Origin of the sequence: Bradyrhizobium sp. UNPF46 (genome assembly GCF_006658625.1) — a bacterium.
Lineage (GTDB): Bacteria > Pseudomonadota > Alphaproteobacteria > Rhizobiales > Xanthobacteraceae > Bradyrhizobium > Bradyrhizobium nitroreducens.
This window is the reverse complement of the sequence record NZ_LFJB01000009.1, coordinates 26,051-51,165: the sequence shown is the minus strand read 5'-3', so window position 1 is coordinate 51,165 and position 25,115 is coordinate 26,051. Positions and strand designations below refer to the sequence as shown.

The following is a 25,115-nucleotide window of genomic DNA, read 5'->3' as shown; positions in this document are numbered from 1 at the left end:
ACGCTCCCCGAATTTGGAGGACGACAATGTCTGGACTGCACCACGTGACCGCGATTGCCGGCGACCCCATCCGCAATTTCGGCTTCTACACCCGGGATATCGGCCTGCGCTTCGTCAAGAAGACGGTCAATTTCGACGATCCCGGCACCTATCACTTCTACTATGGCGACGAGACCGGCCGCCCCGGCACCATCCTGACCTTCTTCCCCTGGGCCGGCGTTCCGGCCGGGCGCCGCGGCGTCGGCGAAACCCATCAGACCGCGTTCCGCGTCCCGCAGCGCTCGCTCGGCTACTGGACCCAGCGCTTCACCGAGAAGGGTATCGCCTACGAGGCGCTCGAGAAGCGCTTCGGCGAGTCCGTGCTGCCGTTCACCGATCCTGACGGCATGGCGCTCGCGCTGGTTGGCGTTCCCGGCGCCGAGAACGAGCCCGGCTGGAGCAACGGCGAGGTGCCGGCCGAGCACGCGATCCGCGGCTTCCATGGCGTGACGCTGCTGCTCGACAGCGCGGCCAAGACCGCTGCCGTGCTCACCGACGTGTTCGGCTTCAAGGAGACGGGGCGCGAAGGTTCGGTGATCCGCTTCAAGGCGCCCGGTGATGCCGAGGGCAGCGTCGTCGACATCTACGAGGCCAAGGGCTTCTTGCGCGGGCATCAGGGCGGCGGCTCGGTCCATCACATCGCCTTCCGCGCGGCCGATGACGCCGAGCAGGGCCAGATGGCGCAGAAGCTCGTGAGCAATCACGGCCTGCATCCGACCGAGCAGAGGGACCGCAACTACTTCCGCTCAATCTATTTCCGCGAGCCCGGCGGCGTGCTGTTCGAGATCGCGACCGACATCCCCGGCTTCGCCGTCGACGAACCGGTCGCGACGCTGGGACGAGACCTGAAGCTGCCCGGCTTCCTCGAGCCGCATCGCAAGCAGATCGAGGGCGTGCTGCCGAGCCTGGAGGAGACCGTGGCATGACCGACTTCATCCATCGTTTCGAGCCCGCGACCAGCGCGGGCTCTCCTCCCCTCCTGCTGTTGCACGGCACCGGCGGCGACGAGAACGACCTGCTGGGGCTTGGCAAGATGATCTCGCCGGGCTCCGCCCTCCTCTCGCCGCGCGGCCGCGTGCTCGAACATGGCATGCCGCGCTTCTTCCGCCGGCTCAGCGAGGGCGTATTCGACGAGGCGGACGTGCGCTTGCGCGCGGCCGAGCTCGGCGACTTCGTCGCGGAGGCGCGGCAGCGCTATGGCATCGCCGCGCCGGTCGCCGTCGGCTTCTCCAACGGCGCCAACATCGCCGCTGCGTTGCTCCTGCTGAAGCCGGATGTGCTTGCCGGCGCGATCCTCCTGCGCGCCATGGTGCCGCTGTCGGATCCGCCGAAGGCTGTGCTCAGCGGCAAGCCCGTCCTGCTGTTGTCGGGGCAGGCCGACCCGATCGTGCCGGCGAGCAATTCGGAGCGTCTCGCGGCGCTGCTGACGCAGGCCGGTGCAAGTGTGACCCACAAGATTCTGCCCGCGGGCCATCAATTGTCACAAGCCGATGTGACGCTCGCCCGCGGCTGGATCGGCAACGTCAAGGCCAGGGCAGCATGATCGACCGGCGGCGCATCGATTCCGAACGGCGCGCCGCCGCCACCAAAATCGCCGATAGCGTCACGCCTGCGGCAGCGCACACATCCATCCGATGATGGCGGCCGCTGAGGAAAGAAACCGTCCGCTGTGGCCAAACAGCCTTAGTCTATGGACCTTCCGCTTCTGGAACAACGCGGCCAGCCGGTCGGCGGCGACGCTTCAAAAAAAGCTTTCGGAAAGGAAAATGTAAGCCGAAGGTCAAGCGCCTCCAGCCACAACCTGGCAACGTCCTGCTCGTGCAAATGCCGATTGGCCGCCAACAATCGATGATTGTGGACAGGCAATTTCCAATGGAGCAGCAGATGGCAACTGTTTCCCACCATGGCCCCTATTTCTACCATTTGCAGAATGGCCTCGCAGTCGGAAGTCCCGATAACCATTCTTGGGACAACCCGACCGGCCTTCACGAGAAGTGTACATTCATCGCGACCGCTCACCCCACACCGGTCAGGCGAAACGTCCTGTATGGCATGTGGGTTCACGACGCTTCGGTAGGCGTGACCGACACCGGCTACGGCGATATCAGTGTGTACAAGACAACGCTCTATGCCACCTTCATCAACAGCGGAGCCGATGTCATCCATGACTACGTCGTCTATTTGACCATCATCAATCCTTAGGTGAGCGCCATGAAACTGGCTATCTTGCACTACAAAAATGGGAATATCGTCTCGCTCGTGGCCTTTCCCGCCGGGGCCCCCATGCCCGAGTTGCCTGCCGGACCGGGACAAGTCGTAACGGAGCTCGACGCCCCGGAAACGATGAGCGGCTTGCAGCCGCGCGACATCGCGTCGAAGTTGAAGCATCTCGCCGAGAACTTCTGCATCGACGTCGCCGGCAGCGAGCGAAAACTCGTGAGCAGAACCTAGAGCCTGCTCGTGGCACGCATCGGCCTACCATCTCCGCGACAAGCTGTTCGGAATTGAGTTCAGATCCGCTTTCCGGGACGACCGCACGCAATCATGGTGGCAGGCCCATGACATGGCAGGCTCGCACCATCCTTTCGAGGTGTTCCGGCGCGTAGATTCTGGTGAGCTTGGGAAGGAGTGCGGAGATGCGCAGAGCCGGCCGCGCTTCCGTCAAGCGTGCGCCGATGATCCGGGCTTCTTCGACCCTTCCGGACAACGCGTGGCATGCCGCCAGAATGAATTGTGCGTTTAGATAGTTGGGCCGGTGCAGCACAGCTGACTTGGCCCACGACGCCCCCTCCTCGTATCGATCGGTCAAGAAATGTGCGCACGCTATTCCGGTCTGCGTCAGAAAGAGAAAGGGATCCACGGGGCTTAGACGCACCCCGGCGTGGAACTGCTTGAGGGCCGCTTCCACATCGCCGCGGCGTATGTGTTCCAAGCCGATTGTATACCGTGCGATGGCCAGATTTGGGTTGAGCTCATACGCTCGACTGACGAGGCTGACGCCATCGTCGATCTCATACAGCACGGCGGCAATCGCCTGCCCTGCCCTCACGAGGACAGTTGGATCTTCCTTGTCGAGCTCGATTGCGCGCCTTGCGAGCCATCGGGTTTCGCTCCGTTCCTGATCCGCATCTATCGTCCAGCCGAAGATCTTCCGTTGCAGATAGCAATAAGCACCAAGCGCGTATCCTGCGGCCAGGCCGGGATCGACCTCGACAGCCAGCCGGGTCCGCCTGAGGGCTTCAATGTTTTGCTCGCGGGTGAATTCATAGAAGCTCGCGAGTGCGCGAAGATAGTAATCGTAGGCCTGAAGGTTTCCGATCGGCACGCGTTTGGCGCGTTCTATCTCGGCGCGCTCCAATTGAGGAAACAGTGCACCGATCACACTGTTCGTCACCTGATCCTGCAAATCGAAGATATCGCTGATCTGGCTGTCGAACCGATCCGCCCATAGATGCGCGCCCGTCGTAGCGTCGATCAACTGCCCGGTAATGCGAACGCGGTCACCTGACCTACGCACACTGCCTTCGAGCACATAACGGACGCCCAGCTCGCGCCCGACCTGCCTGATGTCGATAGCTTTACCCTTGTAGGTAAATGTGGATTGTCGCGCGATGACGAACAGTGATTTGGACCGTGAAAGGCCGGTGAGGATGTCCTCGACCATGCCATCGGCGAAATATTCCTGCTCCGGATCGGAACTCAGATTGCTGAATGGGAGAACGGCGAGCGAAGGTTTGTCGGGAAGCGCGAGGGCGGGCTTGGCCGCCTCCTTCTGGATTTCGATGACCGCCGCCGTGGGAGCGCTATGGGCTTCCTGCACCATGCCGATGAAGCGGTAGCCTTTCCTCGGCAGCGTCTTGATGAACCGCTGCTTCTCACCGGAATCGCCGATTGCGGATCGAGCGGCATTCAGCCGGGTCGTCAGCGCGACATCCGATACGGACCGCCCCTTCCAAATGGCCGTGATGAGCTCGTCCTTGCCGACGACGCGCTCGCGATTACGGATGAGATAGTTGAGCAGGTCAAAAGCCTGCGGCGTCAGGGCCACAACGCTCGCATCGCGGTACAGCTCGCGACGGCTAGCATCCAGCTCGTAGTCTTCGAAGAGATAGCGCAAGACGCGAAATCCCTTGAGGCAGTCTCCGGCCAGGCCCGGCAACACTTAAAGTAGAGAATAGGCTGCCCGTGAGAAAAATGTAAGCAGCAGGTCTGGCGTGCTTCATGACCAATCTACAATGGCTCGACAGCGCCGCCCAGTCGGTCACGGTGCTGCCGACCGCCTTGTTGCCCTGATCTGCGCTTGCCCTCCATGGTATTCAGACCGACATCGAGCGTGTCATTGCCGCTCAGCGCCGCGCCGGAAGGAACTTATCTCGCGGGTACGCGGAGAGGCTTGGTAAGCGTGGCGGGAATTTTCGATCTCGCAACGATCGGGGCTGTCGCGATAGACGAGTGCTTCTTGCGAAATCCGCAATGGAACGTTCGAACCGGGCTCATCGCTGCATTGCCACTGTTTTGCCTGACGACGCAATGTCCCGGTGCATCGCCCCGATCATCGATAGGCACGGCTCGCAAGTCATTGAAATGACTGCGCCCGGCTACTGTGCATGGGGTTGTTTTTCAGTTTTTTGCTTTGGACCTGCCAAAAGATTGGCCTCCCCCGAACGGGAGAGGCCAGGACCGAACCGACGCGCTCGACGTGATCGCGCGTTCCTACTCCCAATGCCAGGTCGAGAAATCGTTCTCGAACTGCGGGACTTCCTTCCAGACGCCCTTCAGCTTCTTGTTGATGACGGTCGGCCATTGCGGCTGGAACAGGTACGCGGAGACGGCATCGGTGGCCAGCATGCGCTGGGCATCGCCGAGCAGCTTGGCGCGGGCGGCTTCATCCGGCGTCGACACGATCTGCTTGTAGAGCGCGTTGAAGGCCTCGTTGTTGTAGCCGAGATAGTAGTCCGGCTCGGTGATCTTGACGAGATCGAACGGCTCGACATGGCTGACGATGGTGAGGTCGAAATTATGCGGACCGTTGGGCGCGAACACCTGCGACAGCCACTGCGCCCATTCGACGTTCTCGATCTTGGCGACGATGCCGACCTTGGCGAGCTGGGCCGCGACGATCTCGCCGCCCTGCCGCGCATAGGGCGGCGGCGGCAGCTTCAGTGACAGCTCCACCGGCGCGGTGACGCCGGCTTCAGTGAGCAGCTTCTTGGCCTTCTCGGGGTCGTAAGGATTGACGCCGGTGGTGTCGACATAGCCGAGCGATCCGGGCGTGTAGAAGCTGCCGATCGGCGTGCCGAAGCCCTCGACGGCGCCGTCGATCAAGGCCTTGCGATCGATCGCAGCGAGAATGGCGCGGCGAACGCGGACGTCATCGAGCGGCTTCTTGCGATGGTTGATGGCGACGATGGTCTTGGCCCTGGAACCGCCAATCAGCACCGTGAAACGCGGGTCAGCCTTGAACTGGGCAACGACGCGGGTCGCGATGCGCGGAAACGCGTCGACGTCGTTCGAGAGCAGCGCCGCGGCCTGGGCGGCCGGATCGGAGATGAAGCGGATCGTCACCTTCGAGAGCTTGATCGCCGAGGCGTTGCGGTAGTCGGCCCATTTGTTGAGCGTGATCGAGGAGCCCTTGGCCCAGGCACCCAGCTGATAGGGCCCCGTCCCGACCGGCTGCGTGACGTTGGTCGCCGCGCTTTTCGGCTCGACGATCGAGCCGCTCGCCTGCCCGAGCAGGAACGGCAGGTTCGGCTCGGAATATTTCACGGAGATCACGACGGTGTCGGCGTCGGGCGTCTCGACCTTCTCGAAAGCCTGGAACAGGCTCTTGTCCTTGTTGGTGCTGGTCGCCGCCGCGTTGCGCTCGAACGAGAACTTCACCGCCGCGGAGTTGAACGGCTCGCCGTTGTGGAACTTGACGCCCTTGCGGAGCTTGAACGTGTAGGTCTTCAGATCGGGCGAGGCGGTCCAGCTCTCCGCCAGCAGCGGCGAGACCGAGCCATCCTCGTTGATCTTGGTCAGCGTCTCATAGATGTTGTAGAGCGTGACCTCGGCGATCGCGGCAGCCGCGGCATTGGTGGGGTCGAGCCCCGGCGGCTCCAGCGTCATCCCCATGACGACGCTGTCCTTCTTGCTCTGCGCCAGCACCGGCAGCGGAGCCGCGACGAGCGCGGCGGCAAAGGCGACGATCGACAATTTCCTCAACATGCGTAACTCCCCGGCCTGTTCTATTCTCGAGCTTAACGCCAATCCGGCTTTGGGACACTAACCTTCCATGGCCGCCTGCGGCAACGCCATCACGGCCTCCGCCCTGTGGCAGGCGGCAAGGTGTCCCTCGCCGACCTTGCGTAACGCAGGCAGGGCCTCGCGGCAATGCTGCTCGGCGAGCGGACAGCGCGCCACATAGGGGCATCCGGCCGTGGCCGCCGATTGCGAAGCGATCGCCTGCCCCCCGCGCCGGCGCCGGGCGCCCCCGGCACGCGCCCGCGGCACCGCCTCCAGCAGCGCCCGCGTGTAGGGATGGCCGCAACGCTCGAACAGATCCTCGGGGCGCCCCTGCTCGACGATGCGGCCGAGATACATCACCGCGACCTCGTCGCAGAGATAGTCGACCACGGCGAGGTCATGGCTGATCAGGATGTAGCTGAGGCCGAACTGCTCCTGAAGGTCCTGCATCAGGTTCAGCACCTGCGCCTGCACGGAGACGTCGAGTGCCGAGACCGGCTCGTCGGCAACGATCAGCTTCGGCTGGGTGATCAGCGCACGCGCGATCGCAATGCGCTGGCGCTGCCCGCCGGAGAACTCGTGCGGATACTTGTCCATGTCCGCATCGCGCAAGCCGACCTGGCGCAGCACTGCCGAGACGCGTTCGCGGAACGTGGCGCGGTCGGCGCCTTCCAGCACGGTCAGCGGCTCGGCGACGATGCGCGCGATGGTCTGGCGCGGATCGAGCGAGCCATAGGGATCCTGGAACACCATCTGGAAATCGCGCCGGGCACGGCGCAGTTCGTCGGCCTGGAGGCGGTTGAGATCGCGGCCAAGCAGCTGGACCTGCCCCGAGGTCGGCCGCTCCAGCGCCATCACCACCCGCGCGAAGGTCGACTTGCCCGAACCGGACTCGCCGACGATGCCGAGGCTCTTGCCGGCCAGGACCTGTACGCTGACGCCGTTGAGCGCGCGTACCTGGCCGGGCGGACGGAACAGGCTCTCGCGCGGCAGCGCATAACGTTGCTCGAGATCCCTGACGTCGAGAAGAGGCGCGATGCTCATGCAGATAACGCTCCGACGTTCGCGGCCATGGAGACGTCAGTCCTGATGCAGCGCACGAAGTGCCCGGGTCCGACGTCCACCATCGGCGGAAGCGCGGCGCGGCACGCATCGATCGCGAGCGGACAGCGCTCGGAGAAGGTGCAGCCGGACGGCAGATCGGCAAGCTCCGGCACGGTGCCTGCGATCGTCTTCAGTCGCGTGCCCTTGCGCGCGCCGAGCTTCGGCCGGGCGCGGAACAGGCCTTGCGTGTAGGGATGGCCCATGCGGCGGAACACCTCGTCGGTCGGGCCGCTCTCGACGACGGTGCCGCCATACATCACCATCATGCGCTGAACGTTCTCGGCGATGACGCCGAGATCGTGCGAGATCAGGATCATCGACATGCCGCGCTCCTCGACGAGATCGGCGATCAGGTCGAGGATCTGGCCCTGGATGGTGACGTCGAGCGCGGTGGTCGGCTCGTCCGCGATCAACAGGTCGGGCTCGCAGGCGAGCGCCATCGCGATGGTGATGCGCTGGCGCTGGCCGCCGGAAAACTGGTGCGGATAGGCGTCGACGCGCCGCGCCGGGTCGGGTAGCCCGACGCGGTCGAGCAAGGCGATCGCCTCTTTCCGCGCCTGCGCCGCCGAATGCTTCCTGTGCCGCCGCAGCGGCTCGGCAACCTGGTGACCGATCGTGTGCATCGGGTTGAGCGCGGTCATCGGCTCCTGGAAGATCATGCTGATGCGGTTGCCGCGCAGGCGGCAGTAATCCGCGTCCGGCAGTCGCGCGAGCTCGGTCCCGTCCATCTTGATGCTGCCCGAGACCACGGCACTATCCGGCAGCAGGCCCATCAGCGACATCGCAGTGACCGACTTGCCGCAGCCGGACTCGCCGACGAGCCCCAGCGTCTCGCCGCGTTTCAAGGCGAAGCTGACGCCGCGCACGGCCTGCGCAGGCCCGCGGCTGGTGTTGAGGCGGACCCCGAGATTGTCGACCTCGATCAGCGGCATGTCGGAGCGTTCAGCCATCGTCATCGCTCCCGCGCCAGCCGGGGATCGAGCAGATCGCGCAGTCCGTCACCGAGCAGATTGAGGCCGAGCACCGCGATCGCGATCGCGGCGCCCGGATAAACCGCGAGCATCGGCGACTGGAACAGCAGCGTCTGCGCATCGTTCAGCATCCGTCCCCAGGACGGCTGCGGCGGCTGCGTGCCGAGGCCGAGATAGGACAAAGCGGCTTCGGCGAGGATGGCGAGCGCGAACTGGATCGTGACCTGCACGATCAGGATCGACAGGATATTTGGCAGCACGTGCTCGATGGTGATGCGGAAGGCGCCCTTGCCTGCCGCGCGCGCGGCCAGCACGAACTCGCGCGCCCAGATCGCATTCGCCGAACCGCGCGTCAGCCGGGTCAGCGTCGGGATCTGGAAGATGCCGATCGCGACGATCGAGGTGACCATGCCGGGCCCGACGACCGCGGCGAGCATGATCGCGGAGAGCACGGCCGGAAAGGCGAAGGTGAAGTCGGAGAAGCGCATGATGATCTCTTCGGTCCAGCCGCGCCGCGCCGAGGCGATCAGGCCGAGCGTGACGCCGAAGCTGAGACCGATGCTGACGGCGATGACACCGACCATGATGGTGGAACGGGCACCGGCGAGCAGCAGCGAGACGATGTCGCGACCGAAGGAATCGGTGCCGAGCCAATGCGCCGCCGACGGCGGTCGCAGTTTCGAGGCGATATCGATCTCGTAAGGCGACCAGGGCGTCCAGACCAGCGACAGCAGGGCCGAGGCGAGCACCAGGAAGCTCAGCGTGCCGCCGAGCACGAAACTGCGATGACGCAGCGCGCGGCGCCAAAACGTGCGGGCCGGCGCACGGCGCGTTGCCATAGGCAATTCGACCGGCGTGGTCAGGGGCGCGCTCACAGATCGTGGACCTTGATGCGAGGATCGATGAAGGCATAGAGCACGTCGACCACGAAATTGACGATGACGACCATGGTCGCGAGCAGCATCACGCAGTTGCGCACGACGATCAGGTCGCGATTGGCGATCGACTGGAAGATCAGCCGGCCGAGGCCCGGCAAATAGAACACGTTCTCGATCACGATGGTGCCGGCGAGCAGATTGGCGAATTGCAGCCCCATCACCGTCATCACCGGGATCATGGCATTGCGCAGCACGTGGCTCCACAGCACCTCGCGCTTGCCGAGCCCCTTCGCGCGCGCGGTGCGGACAAAATCCTCGCGCAGCACTTCGAGCACCGCCGAACGCGTGACGCGCGCGAGGATCGCGGCCTGCACCACCGCGAGCGAGATGGCAGGAAGCAGCAGCGACCTCACGCCGAGCCAGACGCCGTCCTCCCAGCCGGCAAAGCCGCCCGCGGAGAGCCATTGCAGCCGCACCGCGAACAGCAGCACCAGCAGGATCGCGAACCAGAAGTTCGGCAGCGCGATGCCGATTTGCGTCAGCGACATCACGCCGACGTCGCCGAGCTTGTTGTGGTTGGCGGCGGTGTAGATGCCGGCCGAGAGCGCCAGCGTCACCGTAACAGTCATGGCCATGATGGCGAGCGGAACGGTCAGGGCCAGCCGTTCGGCAATCAGGCCGGCGACCGGCGTGCCGTAGACGTAGGAGTTGCCGAGATCGCCGATGAGAAGGCCCTTGATCCATTGCAGGTAACGAACCGCCAGCGGCTGGTCGAGCCCGAGCTTGACCGTGAGGGCGCGCACCGCGTCCGGCGAGGCATCGGCGCCCATCAGCATCTGCGCAGCATTGCCGGGAAGCGCGTCCAGCACCAGGAAAATGATCAGCGATGCGCCGACCAGCGTCGCCAGCAAGGTCACCAATCGTCGGAGGACAAATACGCTCATGCGCGCTCGGGCTCAAAGCTCATCCGCGGCACGATCAACATGTCCGGACGACCGATGCAAGCTCTTTGCTGCGGGGGCATGTCGTCATTCCGGCCAGCGGGACAGAAGGCCCGCGGAGGCCTCGAACAACGCGCTGACACGCAGCAATTCCGCGTCACCCCGGAAGCGGCCGACCAGTTGTAGCCCGATCGGCAGGCCGTCGCGGGCAAAGCCCGAGGGAAGGCTGATTGCGGGATGGCCGGTCATGTTGAACGGCATGGTCCAGGGGAACCAGTGCGGCCGGACGCTGTCGAAATGCCGCCCGTCGATCTCGATGCTGCCGAACAGGTCCTGGCTGATCGGCAGCGCGGTGCGTGTCAGCGTCGGCATCGCCAGGACGTGCCCGCGCGCAAGCAGCGATTGCACGCGGCGGAACAGCGCCGTGCGCGCGAACATCGCCTCCTGGTAGTCGACGCCGCTCACTTCGGTCGCGAGCGCGAGCTGCTTGAGGAAGGCCTCGCTCAGCTCGTCCTTGTGCTCGGCCGCGAGCTTTGCAAAGCGCGTGCGCCAGACGGTGTGATTGATCGCACGCCAGATCGGCTCGATGTCGAACCCCTCTCCGGAAAATTCCTCGAGCTCGGCGCCAAGGCCAGCCAGCCGGTCAAGGCTCGCCCTGAAATTGGCGGCGACTTCGGCCGAGACCGGCCGGCCCGGCGGTGTCAGGCAATACAGGATCCTCAGCCCGCGCAGGTCGCCGCGCGGGGCGGCGGTCGCAATGAAATCAGGCGCGGGCACGCCGATCGACCAGGGATCGCAAGCATCTTCCCCGGCCATCGCCTGCATCATCAGGGCGGTGTCGGCGACGGTGCGGGTCGTCGGCGTGACATAGGTCTGGTTGCCGAACACATCCAGTGCCTGGCTGTGCGGGATCACGCCGTTGCTCTGTTTCAGGCCGACCACGCCATTGCAGGCGGCGGGAATCCGCGTCGAGCCACCGCCGTCGGTCGCGATCGCCAGTGGCGCGATGCCGCTCGCCACCGCCACGGCCGCGCCGCCGCTGGAGCCGCCGGAGGAGCGGCAGGCGTCCCAGGCATTGCGGGTACGGCCGAACAGCGGCGAATCCGTCAGGCACTTGCTGCCGAATTCGGGCGTCGTGGTCTTGCCGATCAGGATCGCACCCGCGCCGCGCAGCCGCGCCACCGCAACGGCGTCCTCGTTCGGCACGTTGTCCTTGTAGGGGACGGCGCCGAAAGTGGTCCTGACGCCCTTGGTGTTGACGATGTCCTTGACGGTGACGGGGATGCCGTGGAGCAGGCCGAGCTCCTCGCCCGCCATCATCTTGCGCTCGGCGGCATGAGCCTGTGCCATCGCTTGCTCGCCGCAGAGCGTGATGAAACAGTTCAGCTTGCCTTGGAGCGCCTCGGCGCGGTCGAGCACGGCACGGACGATCTCGACGGGCGAAATGCGCTTTGCCGCAATGAGGCCACGCAGCTCTGTTGCGGACAAGAGACAGGGATCGCCGTTCATCGTCACATCGCTCCGAAGCGGGCCGCCGTTGGCCCGAAGACATTGACAGCGAGAATGACAGTTTTGTTAACTCGCCGTCCAATACGATTTTGGTCGCCAACCCATACGTTTTCGGTATGCCAATGGATCTTCGCCGGCTCCGCTATTTCGTCGCCGTGGCCGAGGCGCGCAGCATCGGCAAGGCTGCCGAACGGCTGCGCATGGCGCAGCCTCCTTTGTCCGTCCAGATCCGCAAGCTCGAGGCCGAGATCGGCGCGCCGCTGTTCCGCCGCGGCACCCGCGGCATGGATCTGACCGAGGCGGGCCAGGCGCTGCTGACGCGCGCGAGCGAGGCGATGGCGCTGGCCGCCGACGGCGTCGAAGCCGCGCGCGCGGTCGCCGCCGGCAAGCGCGGGCGACTCTCGGTCGGCTACATGTTCGTGCTGGCAAATGCGATGCTGCCGCGGCTCATTCCCGAGCTGCGCCGCTCGGTGCCCGGTGTCGACCTGGAGTTCGCCGAGCTCAGCGCCTCGACGCGCGAGGCCCGGTTGCTCGACCGCAGCGTCACGGTTGCACTGTGCATGCCGGCCATCAACCATCCCGAGATCCAGGTGGCGCGGATCGGTTCGCAGCCGCTCATGCTGGCGATGCCGATCCGCTCCCCGCTCGCGCGTCTCGCCGCCGTGCCGATGGCGCGGTTGCAGGGCCGCCCGCTGATCGCGTTGCCACCGCCGGAGCAGGATCCCGCCTCCTCCGCAGTCGCAGCCCTGCTGCGACGCCATCAGGTCGTGATGCCGGTCGTGAGCCGCGTGGAGACCGTGCATTCGGCGATGAGCCTCGTCCTCGCCGGCGAAGGTCTTGCGATCGTGCCGGCCTGCGCCAGGCTCGGCGCGCCACGCGGCATCGTGTTCAGGCCACTGCGCGATGCAGCTGATTCCATCGATATCGCGGTGTGCTGGCGGCGGGATTCCCAGAGCGCGCTGATCTCCAGGTTTCTCAAATGCGCCGAGAAGGCCGTCGCGCGGCTGTGAGGCGGCGCTACCAGCTCCAATTGATCTCGTGGCTCCAGGGCGGATCGGCGCCCGGGCGCGTGCAGGTCAGGCCGGCGCAATTGGCGGCAAAGGACAGCGCGCGGCGAAGCTCGTCGGCACTGATGTCCTTGAGCCGCTCGCGCGCAAGACGCCCCTGCTTGTGCAGGGCAAACAGCAGCGCCGCCTGAAAGCTGTCGCCTGCGCCGATGGTGTCGGCGACCTCGACCTTGGGCGCGACGACCTCGACCTGCCCGGCCCCCGCGTGCCACGCGACGGCGCCATTGCTGCCGCGGGTGATGACGACGAGGCTAGTGCCCTGCCCCAGCAGCATGCCTGCGCGCTGCTGATAGGGCTCGTCGCCGAAGAGATAGGCAAAGTCGACATCCGACATCTTGACGAGATCGGCGTACCTGGCGAACTCGGCCATGCGCGCCTGATAGGCCGCCTTTTCCTTGACGAGGTTGGGGCGGCAGTTCGGATCGAAGGAGATCGTCGAGGCCGCGCGCGCATCCGCGATCAGCGCCTTGGTCTCGGCCGCGCCCTGGTCGTTGACCAGCGTGGTGGACCCGACATGGACGGCCTCGATGTCGGCGAACGGAATCGTCCCGCGCCGGTAAGTCCAGTTCCGCGTCGCGGTCTCGGCATCGTAGAAGGCATAGTGCGACTCCCCCGCGACGATGCGGACGAAGGCGAGCGTGGTCTGGTGATCGCTGCGGGTAGCGAGATCGAGGTCGACGCTGGAAGCTACGGCATGATCGGCGATCATCCGTCCGAACAGATCGGTCGAGATGCCGCCGACGAATCCGGTCGGCGCGCCGAGCCGCGCCATGCCGATCGCGACATTGAGGCAGGAGCCGCCGACCGCGGGCATCACGGCCTCGCGTCCGTCGGCGTTTCGCGTCGGCACGAAATCGATCAGCGCATCGCCGCAGGATATCAGCATTCGTTTTCAACCTCTCGCGATGTCGCCCATCACCACACGGCTGCGGCGATCGACCTCGCGCAGCAGCTTGTAGACCTCGCGCTTGCGCGTGTGAAACGCGGCCATATCAGGCGTGGTCGGCTCGCTTTTCCGCCCCAGCGCCGACATCTTGGCCATGGTCTCTCCGATCGAAGCATAGGCGCCGCCGGCCACCGCCCCGAGCATGGCGGCACCCAGCAGCACCGGCTCTTTCGTCTGCGGCAGCGCGACGGTGAGGCCCGTCGTATCCGCCATGATCTGCCGCACCAGCGGGCTGCGGCTCGCACCGCCTCCCATGATCATGAGGCTGGAGCGGACACCATGCGCGGCAAAGGCCTCGATCACCTCGGCGAGCCCATAGGCCAGCCCGCACAGGCCGGCGACGAACAACCGCTCCATCGAGGCGATATCGGTGTCGAGATCGAGGCCTGCGATCACCGCCCGGGTATCCGGATCGGCATAAGGCGAGCGGTTGCCGATGAACTCTGGGAGGACATGGACGTCACGGGCGAGCAGCGCGGCACGGCTGGCGCTGCCTGCGCGCGCGATGATGCGGCGCTCGAGGAATTCGATGAGATCGACGCTCTCGCTCCGCGCCGCCGCGCTCGCCTCGGCAAAGCCCGAATGCGACTTGAGGAGATGGTCGATCGCCGCACCTGCCGCGGACTGGCCGCCCTCGTTGAGCCAGAAGTCCGGGACCATGCCGGAGTAATAGGGGCCCCAAACGCCCGGGACGAAGCACGGCTCTTTCGTCGTCGCCATGATGCAGGCCGACGTACCCATGATGTAGGCGAGGCGGTCGCAGACATCGCTCGCCCCGCCCGAGCCGTCGCGCCCGCCGATCGCACCGATGCCGCCGGCATGGGCGTCGATCAAGGAGGCGCCGACCGGCATTCCCGGTGTCAGGCCCAGCTCGGCCGCGGCGGTGCGGGTGAGACCGTTGCCGAGCCGCGTTCCAGGGGCGACGATCTCGGTGCCGATGCGGGCGTATGTCTCGTTGACGAAGTCAGACAGGCCGATGCGCTTGAAGAATTGCGCGCTCCAGCCGCCGGCATCGTGGGCGAGATAGTTCCATTTGCAGGTGACGGTGCAGGTCGAACGCTGCAGCGAGCCGGTCGCGCGCCAGGTCAGGTAATCCGCCAGATCGAAGAAGTGGCCGGCCGCGTCGAAGCTCGCACGAAGGTGCCGCTTGAGCCATAGCAGCTTCGGCGTCTCCATCTCGGGCGAGATCGAACCGCCGACATAGCGCAGCACCGCATCCTCGGTCTCGTTGATCAGCCGCGCCTCGGCGATGGCGCGGTGGTCCATCCAGACGATGACATTGCGCTGCTTGTCGCCGGATGTGCTGACCGTGAGCGGCTCGCCCTGCCGGTCGAGCACCACGAGGGAGCAGGTGGCGTCGAACCCGATGCCGCCGACGCTGTCGGGCGCGATCGCGGCTTCCGCCAACGCTGCCCGCACTGATCTGACGCAGGCGTCCCAGATGTCCTGCGAGGATTGCTCGACGATATCACCGGGCTCGTGCCAGATCCGGATCGGATGTCGCGCGGTCGCAAGCAGGGTTCCGGCCTCGTCAAACACCCCTGCCCGCGCGCTCGTGGTCCCCACGTCGACGCCGATATACGCTCGCGGCATTGTCACTCCCGGTCGCTTTCCGTCAGTTTTGACGGTGAGCCTACCAGCAAGTGTAGCCGCCATCCACCAGCACGATGCTGCCGGTCATCAGGCTCGCAGCCTCGGACGAGAGGAACAGCACGACGGAGGCGATCTCCTCGACCTGCCCCATCCGCGCCATCGGGGTTCCGCCGATCCAGGCGTCGTACATCTTCGGATTGCTCTTCACGAAGGCGTTGAGAGGCGTTTCGATATAGGTCGGCGCCACCGCGTTGACGCGGATGCCGCGCGCGCCCCATTCGGAAGCCAGTGATTTGGTGAGGTGGTGCACTCCCGCCTTGGAGGCGTTGTAGAAGCACTGCTCCTGCGGCTTGTTGACGATGAATCCGGACATCGAGCCGACATTGACGATGGCGCCGCTTCCGGCCTTCAGCATGTGCTTGCCGAATTCGCGGCAGCACCAGAAGGTGCCGTTGAGATTGACGTCGATGACGTTGAGCCAGTGCTCGTCGGTGACGGTCTCGGCCGGGGTTTCGCTGCGGGCGATACCTGCGTTGTTGACGAGAATGTCGACCCTGCCGTGGCGGGCGACGAGATCGTTCGCGACCTCCGCCACACGTCTGGTGTCGGTCACATCCATGATCGCGGTCTCGATGTCGATGCCCTTCGCCCTCAACGTCGCCTTGGCGCCGTCGGCGACCTTGCCGTCGCGATCGCCGATGATGACCCTGGCGCCGGCTTCAGCCAGCGCTTCGGCGCAGGCCAGCCCAATGCCCTGCCCGCCGCCGGTGATGAACGCGGTCTTGCCGGTCAGCTTGAATTTTTCCAGGTACATGATCGTATTCCCGTTACTTGTTAGTTCCGAAGCGCGTTGCCGCTTGCGTCGAAGCGGTGGATGCGCGCGGGGTCCGGCACCAGCGACACGCGGTCGCCGGCATGCAGGCTCAGCTCGCCGACATAGCGTGCGGTCAGCATCCCAAGCGGACCGGCATCGACATAGAGGAAGGTGTCGCTGCCCAGATGCTCGGCGACTGCGATCGTGCCTACCCAGCCGCCGGTACCGTCGCGTTCGATCTTCAGATGCTCCGGCCGCACGCCGATGGTGGCCGCGCCCTGCTGCTGGGCAAGCTCGCCGGCGACGAGATTCATCTTCGGGGAGCCGATGAATCCGGCGACGAAGAGGTTGTTCGGGCGCTCGTAGAGCTCCAGCGGCGAGCCGTACTGCTCGATCTTGCCGGCATTGAGCACGACGATCTTGTCGGCCATGGTCATGGCCTCGACCTGGTCGTGGGTGACATAGATGGCGGTGGTGCCGAGCTGCTTCTGCAGCCGCGTCACCTCGATGCGCATCTGCACGCGCAGCGCGGCGTCGAGATTGGAGAGCGGCTCGTCGAACAGGAATCCCTTGGGCTCGCGGACGATGGCGCGCCCGATCGCGACGCGCTGGCGTTGGCCACCGGAGAGCTCGCGCGGCTTGCGGTCGAGATACGGCGAGAGGTTCAGCGTCGCGGCGGCTGCCTCGACCTTGCGGTTGATCTCGTCCTTCGGCAGACCGGCCATCTTAAGGCCAAATCCGATATTGCCGCGCACACTCATATGTGGATAGAGCGCGTAGGACTGGAACACCATCGAGAGGCCACGCTTGGCCGGCGGGGTGTCGACCACGTTCTTGCCGTCGATCAGGATGCTGCCGCCGGTGACGTCTTCGAGCCCGGCGATCAGCCGCAGCAAGGTGGTCTTGCCGCAACCGGAAGGACCGACGAACACGACGAAAGAACCGTCGGCGATGTCGAGGTCGGCACCCTTGATGATGTGCACGGGGCCGAAGGATTTCTGCACGCCCTGAAGTGTGATCTGACCCATGATCCGGCAGCCCCTCTACTTCACCGCGCCAAAGGTGAGCCCGCGCACGAGCTGCTTCTGGCTGAACCAACCGAGGACGAGAATGGGCGCGATCGCCAGCGTGGACGCCGCCGACAGTTTTGCCCAGAACAGCCCTTCAGGGCTGGAATAGGATGCGATGAACGTGGTGAGCGGCGCTGCGTTCGAGGTCGACAGGTTCAGCGTCCAGAACGCCTCGTTCCAGGCGAGGATCAGGTTCAGCAGCAGCGTGGAGGCCAGCCCCGGGATCGCCATCGGCGTCAACACGTAGACCAGCTCGCGCCCGATGGTGGCACCGTCCATGCGCGCGGCTTCCAGGATGTCGCGCGGGATCTCCTTGAAATAGGTGAACAGCATCCAGATCACGATCGGCAAATTGCCGAGGCACAGGATGAAAACCAGGCCGATGCGGGAATCGAGCAGACCGAACGTCTTGTAGATCAAATAGATCGGCACCAGCACACCGACCGGCGGCATCATCTTGGTCGAGAGCATCCAGAGCAGGACGTCCTTGGTGCGCTTCGTTGGCGAGAACGCCATCGACCACGCCGCGGGGATCGCGATCAGGAGCGCAATCAAGGTCGAGCCGCCGGCGATGATGATCGAGTTCATCGCGTGCAGGAGATAGTCGCTGCGCTCCTGCACGGTGGCATAGTTTTCCGTGGTCCAATGGAAGAACAGGAAGGACGGCGGGATGGCGAAGGCCTCGAGTTCGGTCTTGAAGCTCGTCAGCACCATCCAGAGGATCGGGAAGAAGATCAGGAAGCCGGAGAACCACGCCCCGATCGTCGAGACCACCACCCGCCGCGCCGTCGCCATCCGTGCCATGTGTCAAGCCTCCAGATTGCGGCCGACGATGCGGACGAGGAAGAAGGCGACGATATTGGCGATCACGACCGCGACGAGGCCGCCCGCCGAGGCGCTGCCGACGTCGAACTGGATCAGAGCCTGCGAATAGATCAGGAAGGCGATGTTGGTGGTCTGCAGGCCCGGCCCTCCCCCGGTCGTGACGAAGATCTCGGCAAACACCGTCAGCAGGAAGATGGTCTCGATCAGGATCACCACCGTGATGGGACGCGCCAGATGCGGCAACGTGATGTAGATGAAGGTCGAGAGCGCGCTGGCGCCGTCCATCTCGGCGGCCTCCTTCTGCTCCTCGTCGAGCGATTGCAGCGCGGTCAGCAGGATCAGCGTCGCGAACGGCAGCCATTGCCAAGCGACGATCAGGATCACCGCGAGCAGCGGCGCGTCGGTGAACCAATCGATCGGCGTCAGCCCGAGCAGCTTGGCGAGCCAGGCGAACAGGCCGGACACCGGGTGCATCAACAAATTCTTCCAGACCAGCGCGCTGACCGTCGGCATCACGAAGAACGGCGCAATCACCATCAGCCGCACGAAATTGCGCCCGATCACCGGCTGGTCCATCAACAGCGCCAGGGGAATGCCGAGCAGGATCGTCAGCGCCAGCACGGAGCCGACCAGCACCAGCGTATTCTGGAGCGATGCGAGGAAGGCGGGATCAGTGAGGAAGTAGCGGAAATTCTCAAGGCCCACGAACGATTCCGAGCCGGGATCGAGCAGGCTGTAATGCAGCGTCGAGAAGTAGATCGTCAGCGCCAGCGGGACGATCATCCAGATGAACAGCAGCCCGACGGCCGGCGTCAGGAGCGCGCGCGCCAGAAACTGCGTCTGCCGGGTTGCCATCGTCGGCTTCTCCTTCAGAGCGTTTTCGAGCGAAGTGGAGACCGGTTCGCGGGAAGAAAACGCGTCAAAATGAAACCTCGGGAAGAAGGCGGCCATCCATAGCTCTGGATGGCCGCAAGTCGGAGCTCAGGAGGCCGAGCTCGGGTTCACTTGATGTAGCCGGCGCGCTTCATCTCGCGCTCGGTCGCCGATTGCGCCGCCGTGAGCGCGGCATCGACCGTCATCGAGCCCGCAAGTGCCGCGGAGAATTGCTGGCCGACCTGGGTGCCGATGCCCTGGAATTCGGGGATCGCGGCGTATTGCACGCCGACATAGGGCACCGGCTTGACCGTCGGCTTGTTCGGATCGGCCGCGTCGATCGAGGCCAGCGTGAGCTTCGCGAACGGAGCGACCTTCAGATAGTCGGGGTTCTGGTAGAGCGAGGTGCGCGTGCCCGGCGGCACGTTGGCCCAGCCCTCCTTCGACGCCACGAGCTTGGTGTAGTCCTTGCTGGTTGCCCAGGCGATGAACTTCTCGGCCGCTTCCGCCTTCTTGGAGCCGGCGGGGATTGCGAGGTTCCAGGCCCAAAGCCAGTTGGCATTCTTGCCGAGCCCGGTGTTGGGCGCGAGCGCAAAGCCGACCTTGTCGGCAACCTTGGAATCCTTGGGGTTGGTGACGAAGGACGCCGCCACCGTCGCGTCGATCCACATCGCGCACTTGCCGGCGTTGAATAGCGCGAGATTCTCGTTGAAGCCGTTCGAGCTTGCACCGGGAGGTCCTGCTTCCTTCATCAGGTTGACGTAGGTCGTGAGCGTCGTCTTCCATTCCGGCGTGTTGAACTGCGGCTCCCACTTCTCGTCGAACCAGCGCGCGCCGTAGGAATTGGCCATGGCCGAGAGGAACGCCATGTTCTCGCCCCAGCCGGCCTTGCCGCGCAGGCAGATGCCGTAGGTGCCGGCGCCCTTGTCGGTGAGCTTCTTGGCGGCGTCGATGACGAAGTCCCAGGTCGGCTTCTCCGGCATCTTGAGGCCGGCCTTGTCGAACAGGTCGGTACGGTACATCACCATCGAACTCTCGCCATAGAACGGCGCGGCGTAGAGCTTGCCATCGGCAGAGACCGCGTCCTTGATCCTGGGCAGGAGGTCGGCAACGTCGTAATCTGCGCCGAGATTGGCGAGCGGCACCAGCCAGCCCTTCTTGGCCCAGATCGGCACCTCATAGGTGCCGATGGTGAGCACGTCGAACTGACCGCCCTTGGTGGCGATGTCGGTGGTGACGCGCTGACGCAGCACGTTCTCCTCCAGCGTGACCCACTTCACCGTGATGTCGGGGTTCTTCTTGGTGAATTCGCTCGTCAGCCCCTGCATGCGGATCATGTCGCCGTTGTTGACGGTGGCGATCGTCAGGGTCGTTTCGGCCATCGCGGGGACGGCCAGCAAAAGTGCAGACGCGCCGCAGACGGCGCCCAGGACGTGTTTCACAGTGACCTCCCCTCAACTCGCGTTTTGGGCATATGCCCACGCGTTGGGCGTATGTTCAATGGAGGGACCGAACTTGTCAAGCAGGCGCGGGGCCGTTCCAGCAACTTATGAGTGCTGCAATGCGGGAGGGGGTGGGAGGTGTCGCCCCGCCCACACTGTCGTGCTCCGCGAAAGCGGGGCACCCAGTACTCCGTGACGTCTATAGGTTTGCCTCAAGCGTGGCCGCGGCGTACTGGATCGTCCGCCCCAGTGCGCAGCTGCGCACAAGGCGGACGATGACAGCGGAGCGAGTGGCGAGATTGTATGCCTCGCTGACGCTCGAAACGCGCCGGCCCTACCGCTCCAAAATCGCCCTTGCCGTCGTCTCGTCGGTGATCAGGCCGTTGATCAGGCCTCCGCTCAACGCCGCGGCAATCGCCACGACCTTGGCGGCGCCGACGGCAGCGCCGATCGTCGTGGTCTTCGCCGGTACTTCCGGCGGAATGCTGGTGAGGCGCTTGTTGGTGCCGGCCTTGAGCAGGCGCCCCTTGGAATCATAGGCCCAACCGGTGATCTCGCCGATGGCGCCCAGCCGCATCATCTCGAACAATTCGTCGCGCGTGACGAAGCCGTCGATGTGAACCTGCGCCTTCTGGTCCATCTGGCCGATGCCGACGAGGCGCAAATCCGCCTTGGCCGCGACCGCCCTCACCTTGGCGATCGGCTCGATGCGGACCATCTTGTTGCGCTCGTCCTCGGACGACATCAGGAACGGCAGCGGCATCGGATAGTGCCGTGCGCCCGTGCGGTCCGCGAGCCGGCCGACGGTGTCGTAGAAGCTCGCCGAACCATCGGCGGAGATATTGCCGACCAGCGAGACGATCTGGTGATTGGGTCGATCGATCGGCGTGACGCGCTCGACGGCCGCGCGCACCGCCCGGCCGGTGCCGAGCGCGACGATCACGGGCGTTTCCGAGCGCAGTGTCGCATCGAGCAGATTGGCGCAGCGTTCGGCGATGCCTGCCGTGGCCTGAGGAGCCGCCGGATCGGCCGGCACCACTTCGCAATGGACGAGGTCGAAACGCTCCTTCAGGCGCGCTGCAAGTTCCATGCAGGCGGCGATGGGATGTTCGAGCCGGAACGTGATGAGGCGCTCGGCGAGGCACAACGACACCAGCCGCTGCGCCGAGGCGCGCGAGACCTGCAGCATCCTTGCAATCTCGTCCTGGGTGTGACCGGCGATGAAATAGAGCCAGCCGGCGCGCGCGGCATCGTCGAGTCGCGACTTGTCGTTGTCGGCGGCCATGCGGGCCTCACGCCTCCCAGAAATCGCTCATGCGCGCGAAGACCCGGTCCGCCCCCGCGCTCGACAATATAGCCTCTCCGTCGCGTCCGCGGTAATGGCTGCCGCCGACAAATCCCCAGACGGTCATGCCGGCCGCCTTGCCGGCCTGCACCCCGCTGACGCTGTCCTCTATCACCAGCGTGCGCGCAGGTCGCACCCCCATCTTCTCCGCCGCGAGGAGAAAGAGGTCTGGCGCCGGCTTGCCATGCCTGACCATTTGCGCGGTGTAGAGCCGCTCGCCGAAATGCGCACGCAGGCCGGTGACCTCGAGGGAGAACGCGACGCGGTCGAGGTCGCTGGACGAGGCCACGCAGAACGGCACGGACAGACCGGACATCACGCCGGCAATGCCGGGAATCGGCTCGAGCGACGCCGCGAATGTCGACAGCACCCGCGACTTCAGGCGCGGCAGAAAGCCGTCCGGCACGATCCGGCCCAAATCGCGAAAATGCTGCTCGATCGCCTTGGTGCTGCGGCCGAGAAAGAGCTCGAGCGCCTGCTCCAGGCTCAGCGCAATGTTGTACTCAGCCAGCATCTCGGACAGGCAGCGGCAGCTCAACAGCTCGCTGTCGACGAGCACGCCGTCGCAATCGAAGATGATCAGATCGGGTCTCGGCTGGCCATCGCCCATCCGGACATACGATCATATACTCAAGTTATGAGCAATAGCTCACAGGACGACCGGACGCCGCGGTGCGCCTGGATTAGTGGGCGACCTGCCGGTAGATCGCCGGCAGCGCGGCGGGCAGCCGCTTGATGCTGCCGACGATGGCGTAGCCGCCGCGGCCGAACAGGGTCGGGAAGTAGGATTGTGCTGTCGCGTCCACCGTGACGCCGAAGGCGGCGATGCCGAGGCGGCGCGCCTCCTGGACCGACTTGCGGGTATCCTCGACCGCGAAGCGGCCCTCGTAATGATCGACGTCGTTCGGCTTGCCGTCGGTGAGGACGATCAGCAGCTTCTTGCGCTGCGGCTGGCGGGCGAGCTCGGCCGCGGCATGGCGCACCGCCGTGCCGATGCGCGTGTAATAACCGGGCTTCAACGCACCGATGCGGCGTTCCACCGTCGCGCTCATCGGCTCGCCGAACGCCTTGACGGTTTCGAGCCGCACCCAGGAGCGCCGGCGCGAGGTGAAGGTCAGGATGCTGTGGTGGTCACCGCAGGCCGAAAGCCCGTGGGCGAGCACCAGCAGCGCCTCCTTCTCGACGTCGAGCACGCGGTAGCCGTCGACCCAGGCATCCGTCGACAGCGAGACGTCGACCAGCAGCGTGACGGCGAGATCGTGCCCTTGCGGGCGCATCGCGACATGGATGCGATCGAGACCGCTGCCGCCGCTGCCGGCGCGACGGTCGCATTGCGCGCGCACCAGCGCGTCGAGGTCGAGATCGTGTCCGTCGGCCTGGGCGCGCATCAGTTCGTGGCGCGGCCGCAGCACCTCGAAGCGACGGCGCACCTGGCGGATATGCCGTCGCGTGGCGTCGTCAGGCGTCCAGCTCTCGCCCTGCTCGGAGGCCCCCGCCGCGAGCACGCGGCAATGATCCGGCAGATAGGAGCCGCTGCGATAGTCCCATTCGGGATAAGTGAGGTCCGCATTCAGCTTCGAGGTGTCGAGGGCTTCCGGCGGCAGGTCGAGATCGAACTTGAACCGGCTCGCCGGCTTGCCGGTGCGGCGGCTGAGCGTGATCTCCTCGAGATCGTCGGCGGCCTTCTGCGCATCCTCGTCCTCGCTGTCGTCGGCGGGACGGTCGACATTGACCATCTCGGCCATCGCGAGAATCTTCTCGAAACGGTTGAGCACGAAAGGATCGCGTCGGTTGGCATTGTCCTCGCGCTCGCGGACGGCAAAGCGCTTGCGATTATCATCGGCCGCGGCTTCCGCGCCCGGCGCGCACTCGTCCTCGCCGGCATGGGCGGGCGAGAGCTCGCGCGTCCAGCAATCCCCCCAGAGCGGACACGGCAGGATCGAATGATAACCCGGCGGCGCCTTTTCGGGCAGCGGGGCTGTTCCCATCATCGCCGGCCACAGCTTGCCGGCAGGCGCCCCGCCGGCTCCGAGCAGGGCCAGCACGATCTGCTCGACCTCCTGCTCGATGCGCGGCAAGGGACGACGAGGCCTGGCCTCGGCGGTTGCTGCGGCCAGCTGCGCGTAGTCGGCGACGAGGCCGGGAAATTGCGTGAGCACCCAGACCGCCGTCTCGCTCGCCCGGCGCAACACCAGAAGATCCCGCCGCAGCGGATCGGCTTCCGTCATCGTCTCGATCGGCGCGGCGGCGAACCACGCCGCAAGCCAGCGATAGAGCGCCGCGTTCAACGCGCGGTCGGGAAAGATCGAGATGCGATCGGGAAGGAAGATGGTCGCGGCGTCGCGGCCCGGCTGCTCCAATCGCTCGTCACCAAGGCCGATGCGCTGCCTCCAGCCGAGACGGTGTCCCGATTTTCGCGCGCTTGCGCTCGCGATCTGCACCCCCGTCTCGCCGCCGAGCGCGCGGAACATCACCGCGAGCCGGCCCCTCATGTCGGTCAGAGCGACGGCATGATCGTCGTGGACCGGATAGCTCGCGGTGCCGCCGACCATCCTGTGCCAAGCACGGCCGACCGTCTCCTCCAGTTCGAGGAAGTCGAGCATGACCGCGGCCTCACCCGATGACGGCGCGCGCGACGTCCAGCAGCGCCGCCTTCACGTCGGCGTCGTCGGTGAGCGGCTCGATCATGCCGGCCAGCACCGCATCGGCGATCGGCGTGCCGGCGGCAATCAGGGTCGCGCAATAGACCACGAGCCGGGTCGAGACGCCCTCTTCCAGATCGTGGCCCTTGAGCGCGCGCAGCCGCCCAGCCAGCCCCACCAGCGGCCGCACGCGCTCCGGCGACAGCCCGCTTTCGGCGGACACGACGCCGATCTCCTGCTCTGGCGGCAGGAAATCGAACTCGATGGCGACGAAGCGCTGGCGCGTCGAGGGCTTCAACGCCTTCAGCAGCGTCTGGTAGCCGGGATTGTAGGAGACGACGAGCATGAAGCTATCAGGCGCCACCAGCTCCTCGCCGGTGCGCTCCAGCGGCAGGATGCGGCGATCATCGGTTAGCGGATGCAGCACGACGGTGACGTCCTTGCGGGCCTCCACGACCTCGTCGAGATAGCAGATGCCGCCTTCGCGCACGGCGCGCGTCAGCGGACCATCGGTCCACACGGTATCGCCGCCCCTGAGCAGATAGCGGCCGGTGAGATCGGCGGCGGTGAGATCGTCGTGACAGGCGACGGTGTGAAGCGGCAGTCCCAGCCGCGCCGCCATATGCGCGACGAAGCGCGTCTTGCCGCAGCCGGTCGGCCCCTTGAGCAACACCGGCAGACGCCGCCGCCAGGCATGCTCGAAGAGCTCGCATTCGTTTCCGGACGGAACATAGGCCGGCAGCTCCGGCGCCGAGGTGACCGTGTGAAGGGCAGCTTTCATGATGTCTCTCCGGACTTTCCAGGAAGGAGGCGGCCGCGGCGAACCGCGGC

The 25,115-nt window shown here is 65.5% G+C and carries 23 protein-coding genes; 5 read left to right on the top strand and 18 right to left on the bottom strand.

What is annotated here, in order from left to right:
* Positions 1–26 precede the first annotated feature (26 nt).
* The 4 genes from UNPF46_RS05195 to UNPF46_RS05180 all read left to right on the top strand — a co-directional run bounded on the left by UNPF46_RS05195 (position 27) and on the right by UNPF46_RS05180 (position 2,490).
* Positions 27–965, top strand: a complete 939-nt coding sequence (locus tag UNPF46_RS05195) for a ring-cleaving dioxygenase (RefSeq protein ID WP_142249297.1) — start codon at positions 27–29, stop codon at positions 963–965.
* Positions 962–1,582, top strand: coding sequence for an alpha/beta hydrolase (locus UNPF46_RS05190; protein WP_142249296.1), 621 nt, complete (start codon positions 962–964; stop codon positions 1,580–1,582). The genes UNPF46_RS05195 and UNPF46_RS05190 overlap by 4 nt, the downstream gene beginning before the upstream one ends.
* Before the next feature lie 329 nt (positions 1,583–1,911).
* Positions 1,912–2,241 (top strand): hypothetical protein, encoded by a 330-nt coding sequence (locus UNPF46_RS05185; protein WP_142249295.1) that lies wholly within the window; start codon positions 1,912–1,914, stop codon positions 2,239–2,241.
* 9 nt (positions 2,242–2,250) lie between these two features.
* Positions 2,251–2,490, top strand: a complete 240-nt coding sequence (locus UNPF46_RS05180; protein ID WP_142249294.1) for a hypothetical protein — start codon at positions 2,251–2,253, stop codon at positions 2,488–2,490.
* A 91-nt stretch (positions 2,491–2,581) separates the two neighbouring features.
* Here UNPF46_RS05180 and UNPF46_RS05175 read toward each other — a convergent pair whose 3' ends face one another.
* The 7 genes from UNPF46_RS05175 to UNPF46_RS05145 all read right to left on the bottom strand — a co-directional run bounded on the left by UNPF46_RS05175 (position 2,582) and on the right by UNPF46_RS05145 (position 11,667).
* Positions 2,582–4,156 carry a winged helix-turn-helix domain-containing tetratricopeptide repeat protein gene (locus tag UNPF46_RS05175; RefSeq protein ID WP_142249293.1) on the bottom strand — a complete coding sequence of 525 codons (1,575 nt, stop codon included), beginning with the start codon at positions 4,154–4,156 and terminating at the stop codon, positions 2,582–2,584.
* A gap of 596 nt (positions 4,157–4,752) precedes the next feature.
* Entirely contained in the window at positions 4,753–6,246 is a 1,494-nt protein-coding gene (locus UNPF46_RS05170) for an ABC transporter substrate-binding protein (RefSeq protein WP_142249292.1), read from the bottom strand.
* A 57-nt stretch (positions 6,247–6,303) separates the two neighbouring features.
* Positions 6,304–7,308: an ABC transporter ATP-binding protein gene (locus UNPF46_RS05165; RefSeq protein ID WP_142249291.1), complete on the bottom strand. Its 1,005-nt coding sequence runs from the start codon at positions 7,306–7,308 to the stop codon at positions 6,304–6,306.
* Positions 7,305–8,318, bottom strand: a complete 1,014-nt coding sequence (locus UNPF46_RS05160; RefSeq protein WP_181769792.1) for an ABC transporter ATP-binding protein — start codon at positions 8,316–8,318, stop codon at positions 7,305–7,307. The genes UNPF46_RS05165 and UNPF46_RS05160 overlap by 4 nt, the downstream gene beginning before the upstream one ends.
* 2 nt (positions 8,319–8,320) lie before the next feature.
* Positions 8,321–9,214, bottom strand: coding sequence for an ABC transporter permease (locus UNPF46_RS05155; RefSeq protein ID WP_142249289.1), 894 nt, complete (start codon positions 9,212–9,214; stop codon positions 8,321–8,323).
* Positions 9,211–10,161: an ABC transporter permease gene (locus UNPF46_RS05150; protein WP_142249288.1), complete on the bottom strand. Its 951-nt coding sequence runs from the start codon at positions 10,159–10,161 to the stop codon at positions 9,211–9,213. The genes UNPF46_RS05155 and UNPF46_RS05150 overlap by 4 nt, the downstream gene beginning before the upstream one ends.
* 84 nt (positions 10,162–10,245) lie before the next feature.
* On the bottom strand, positions 10,246–11,667 hold the full coding sequence (locus tag UNPF46_RS05145) for an amidase (RefSeq protein ID WP_174718982.1): 1,422 nt from the start codon (positions 11,665–11,667) through the stop codon (positions 10,246–10,248).
* 122 nt (positions 11,668–11,789) lie between these two features.
* On the opposite strand from UNPF46_RS05145, the gene UNPF46_RS05140 reads away from it, so the two are divergent.
* On the top strand, positions 11,790–12,677 hold the full coding sequence (locus tag UNPF46_RS05140) for a LysR substrate-binding domain-containing protein (RefSeq protein WP_100177791.1): 888 nt from the start codon (positions 11,790–11,792) through the stop codon (positions 12,675–12,677).
* Between the two features lie 7 nt (positions 12,678–12,684).
* Here the strand turns inward: UNPF46_RS05140 and UNPF46_RS05135 are convergent, their stop codons facing one another.
* From UNPF46_RS05135 to UNPF46_RS05085, 11 genes are all read right to left on the bottom strand, one after another.
* On the bottom strand, positions 12,685–13,620 hold the full coding sequence (locus UNPF46_RS05135; RefSeq protein ID WP_142249287.1) for a carbohydrate kinase family protein: 936 nt from the start codon (positions 13,618–13,620) through the stop codon (positions 12,685–12,687).
* A gap of 6 nt (positions 13,621–13,626) precedes the next feature.
* Positions 13,627–15,273, bottom strand: coding sequence for an FGGY-family carbohydrate kinase (locus tag UNPF46_RS05130; protein WP_142249286.1), 1,647 nt, complete (start codon positions 15,271–15,273; stop codon positions 13,627–13,629).
* A 40-nt stretch (positions 15,274–15,313) separates the two neighbouring features.
* A complete protein-coding gene (locus UNPF46_RS05125; RefSeq protein ID WP_142249285.1) occupies positions 15,314–16,087 on the bottom strand; it encodes an SDR family NAD(P)-dependent oxidoreductase in 774 nt (257 codons plus the stop codon).
* A gap of 20 nt (positions 16,088–16,107) precedes the next feature.
* On the bottom strand, positions 16,108–17,115 hold the full coding sequence (locus tag UNPF46_RS05120; protein WP_142249284.1) for an ABC transporter ATP-binding protein: 1,008 nt from the start codon (positions 17,113–17,115) through the stop codon (positions 16,108–16,110).
* 15 nt (positions 17,116–17,130) lie between these two features.
* Positions 17,131–17,961, bottom strand: a complete 831-nt coding sequence (locus UNPF46_RS05115; RefSeq protein ID WP_142249283.1) for a carbohydrate ABC transporter permease — start codon at positions 17,959–17,961, stop codon at positions 17,131–17,133.
* A 3-nt stretch (positions 17,962–17,964) separates the two neighbouring features.
* Positions 17,965–18,837: a carbohydrate ABC transporter permease gene (locus UNPF46_RS05110; protein ID WP_142249282.1), complete on the bottom strand. Its 873-nt coding sequence runs from the start codon at positions 18,835–18,837 to the stop codon at positions 17,965–17,967.
* 146 nt (positions 18,838–18,983) lie between these two features.
* Positions 18,984–20,237 carry an ABC transporter substrate-binding protein gene (locus UNPF46_RS05105; RefSeq protein WP_246668607.1) on the bottom strand — a complete coding sequence of 418 codons (1,254 nt, stop codon included), beginning with the start codon at positions 20,235–20,237 and terminating at the stop codon, positions 18,984–18,986.
* 394 nt (positions 20,238–20,631) lie between these two features.
* A complete protein-coding gene (locus tag UNPF46_RS05100; RefSeq protein WP_100177798.1) occupies positions 20,632–21,582 on the bottom strand; it encodes a sugar-binding transcriptional regulator in 951 nt (316 codons plus the stop codon).
* Positions 21,583–21,589: 7 nt separating this feature from the next.
* Entirely contained in the window at positions 21,590–22,252 is a 663-nt protein-coding gene (locus UNPF46_RS05095; RefSeq protein ID WP_142249280.1) for an HAD family hydrolase, read from the bottom strand.
* Positions 22,253–22,325: 73 nt separating this feature from the next.
* Positions 22,326–24,245, bottom strand: coding sequence for a nitric oxide reductase activation protein NorD (locus UNPF46_RS05090; RefSeq protein ID WP_142249279.1), 1,920 nt, complete (start codon positions 24,243–24,245; stop codon positions 22,326–22,328).
* A 10-nt stretch (positions 24,246–24,255) separates the two neighbouring features.
* Complete coding sequence (locus tag UNPF46_RS05085) at positions 24,256–25,065, bottom strand: CbbQ/NirQ/NorQ/GpvN family protein (protein WP_100177801.1); 810 nt, start codon at positions 25,063–25,065, stop codon at positions 24,256–24,258.
* Positions 25,066–25,115 lie beyond the last annotated feature (50 nt).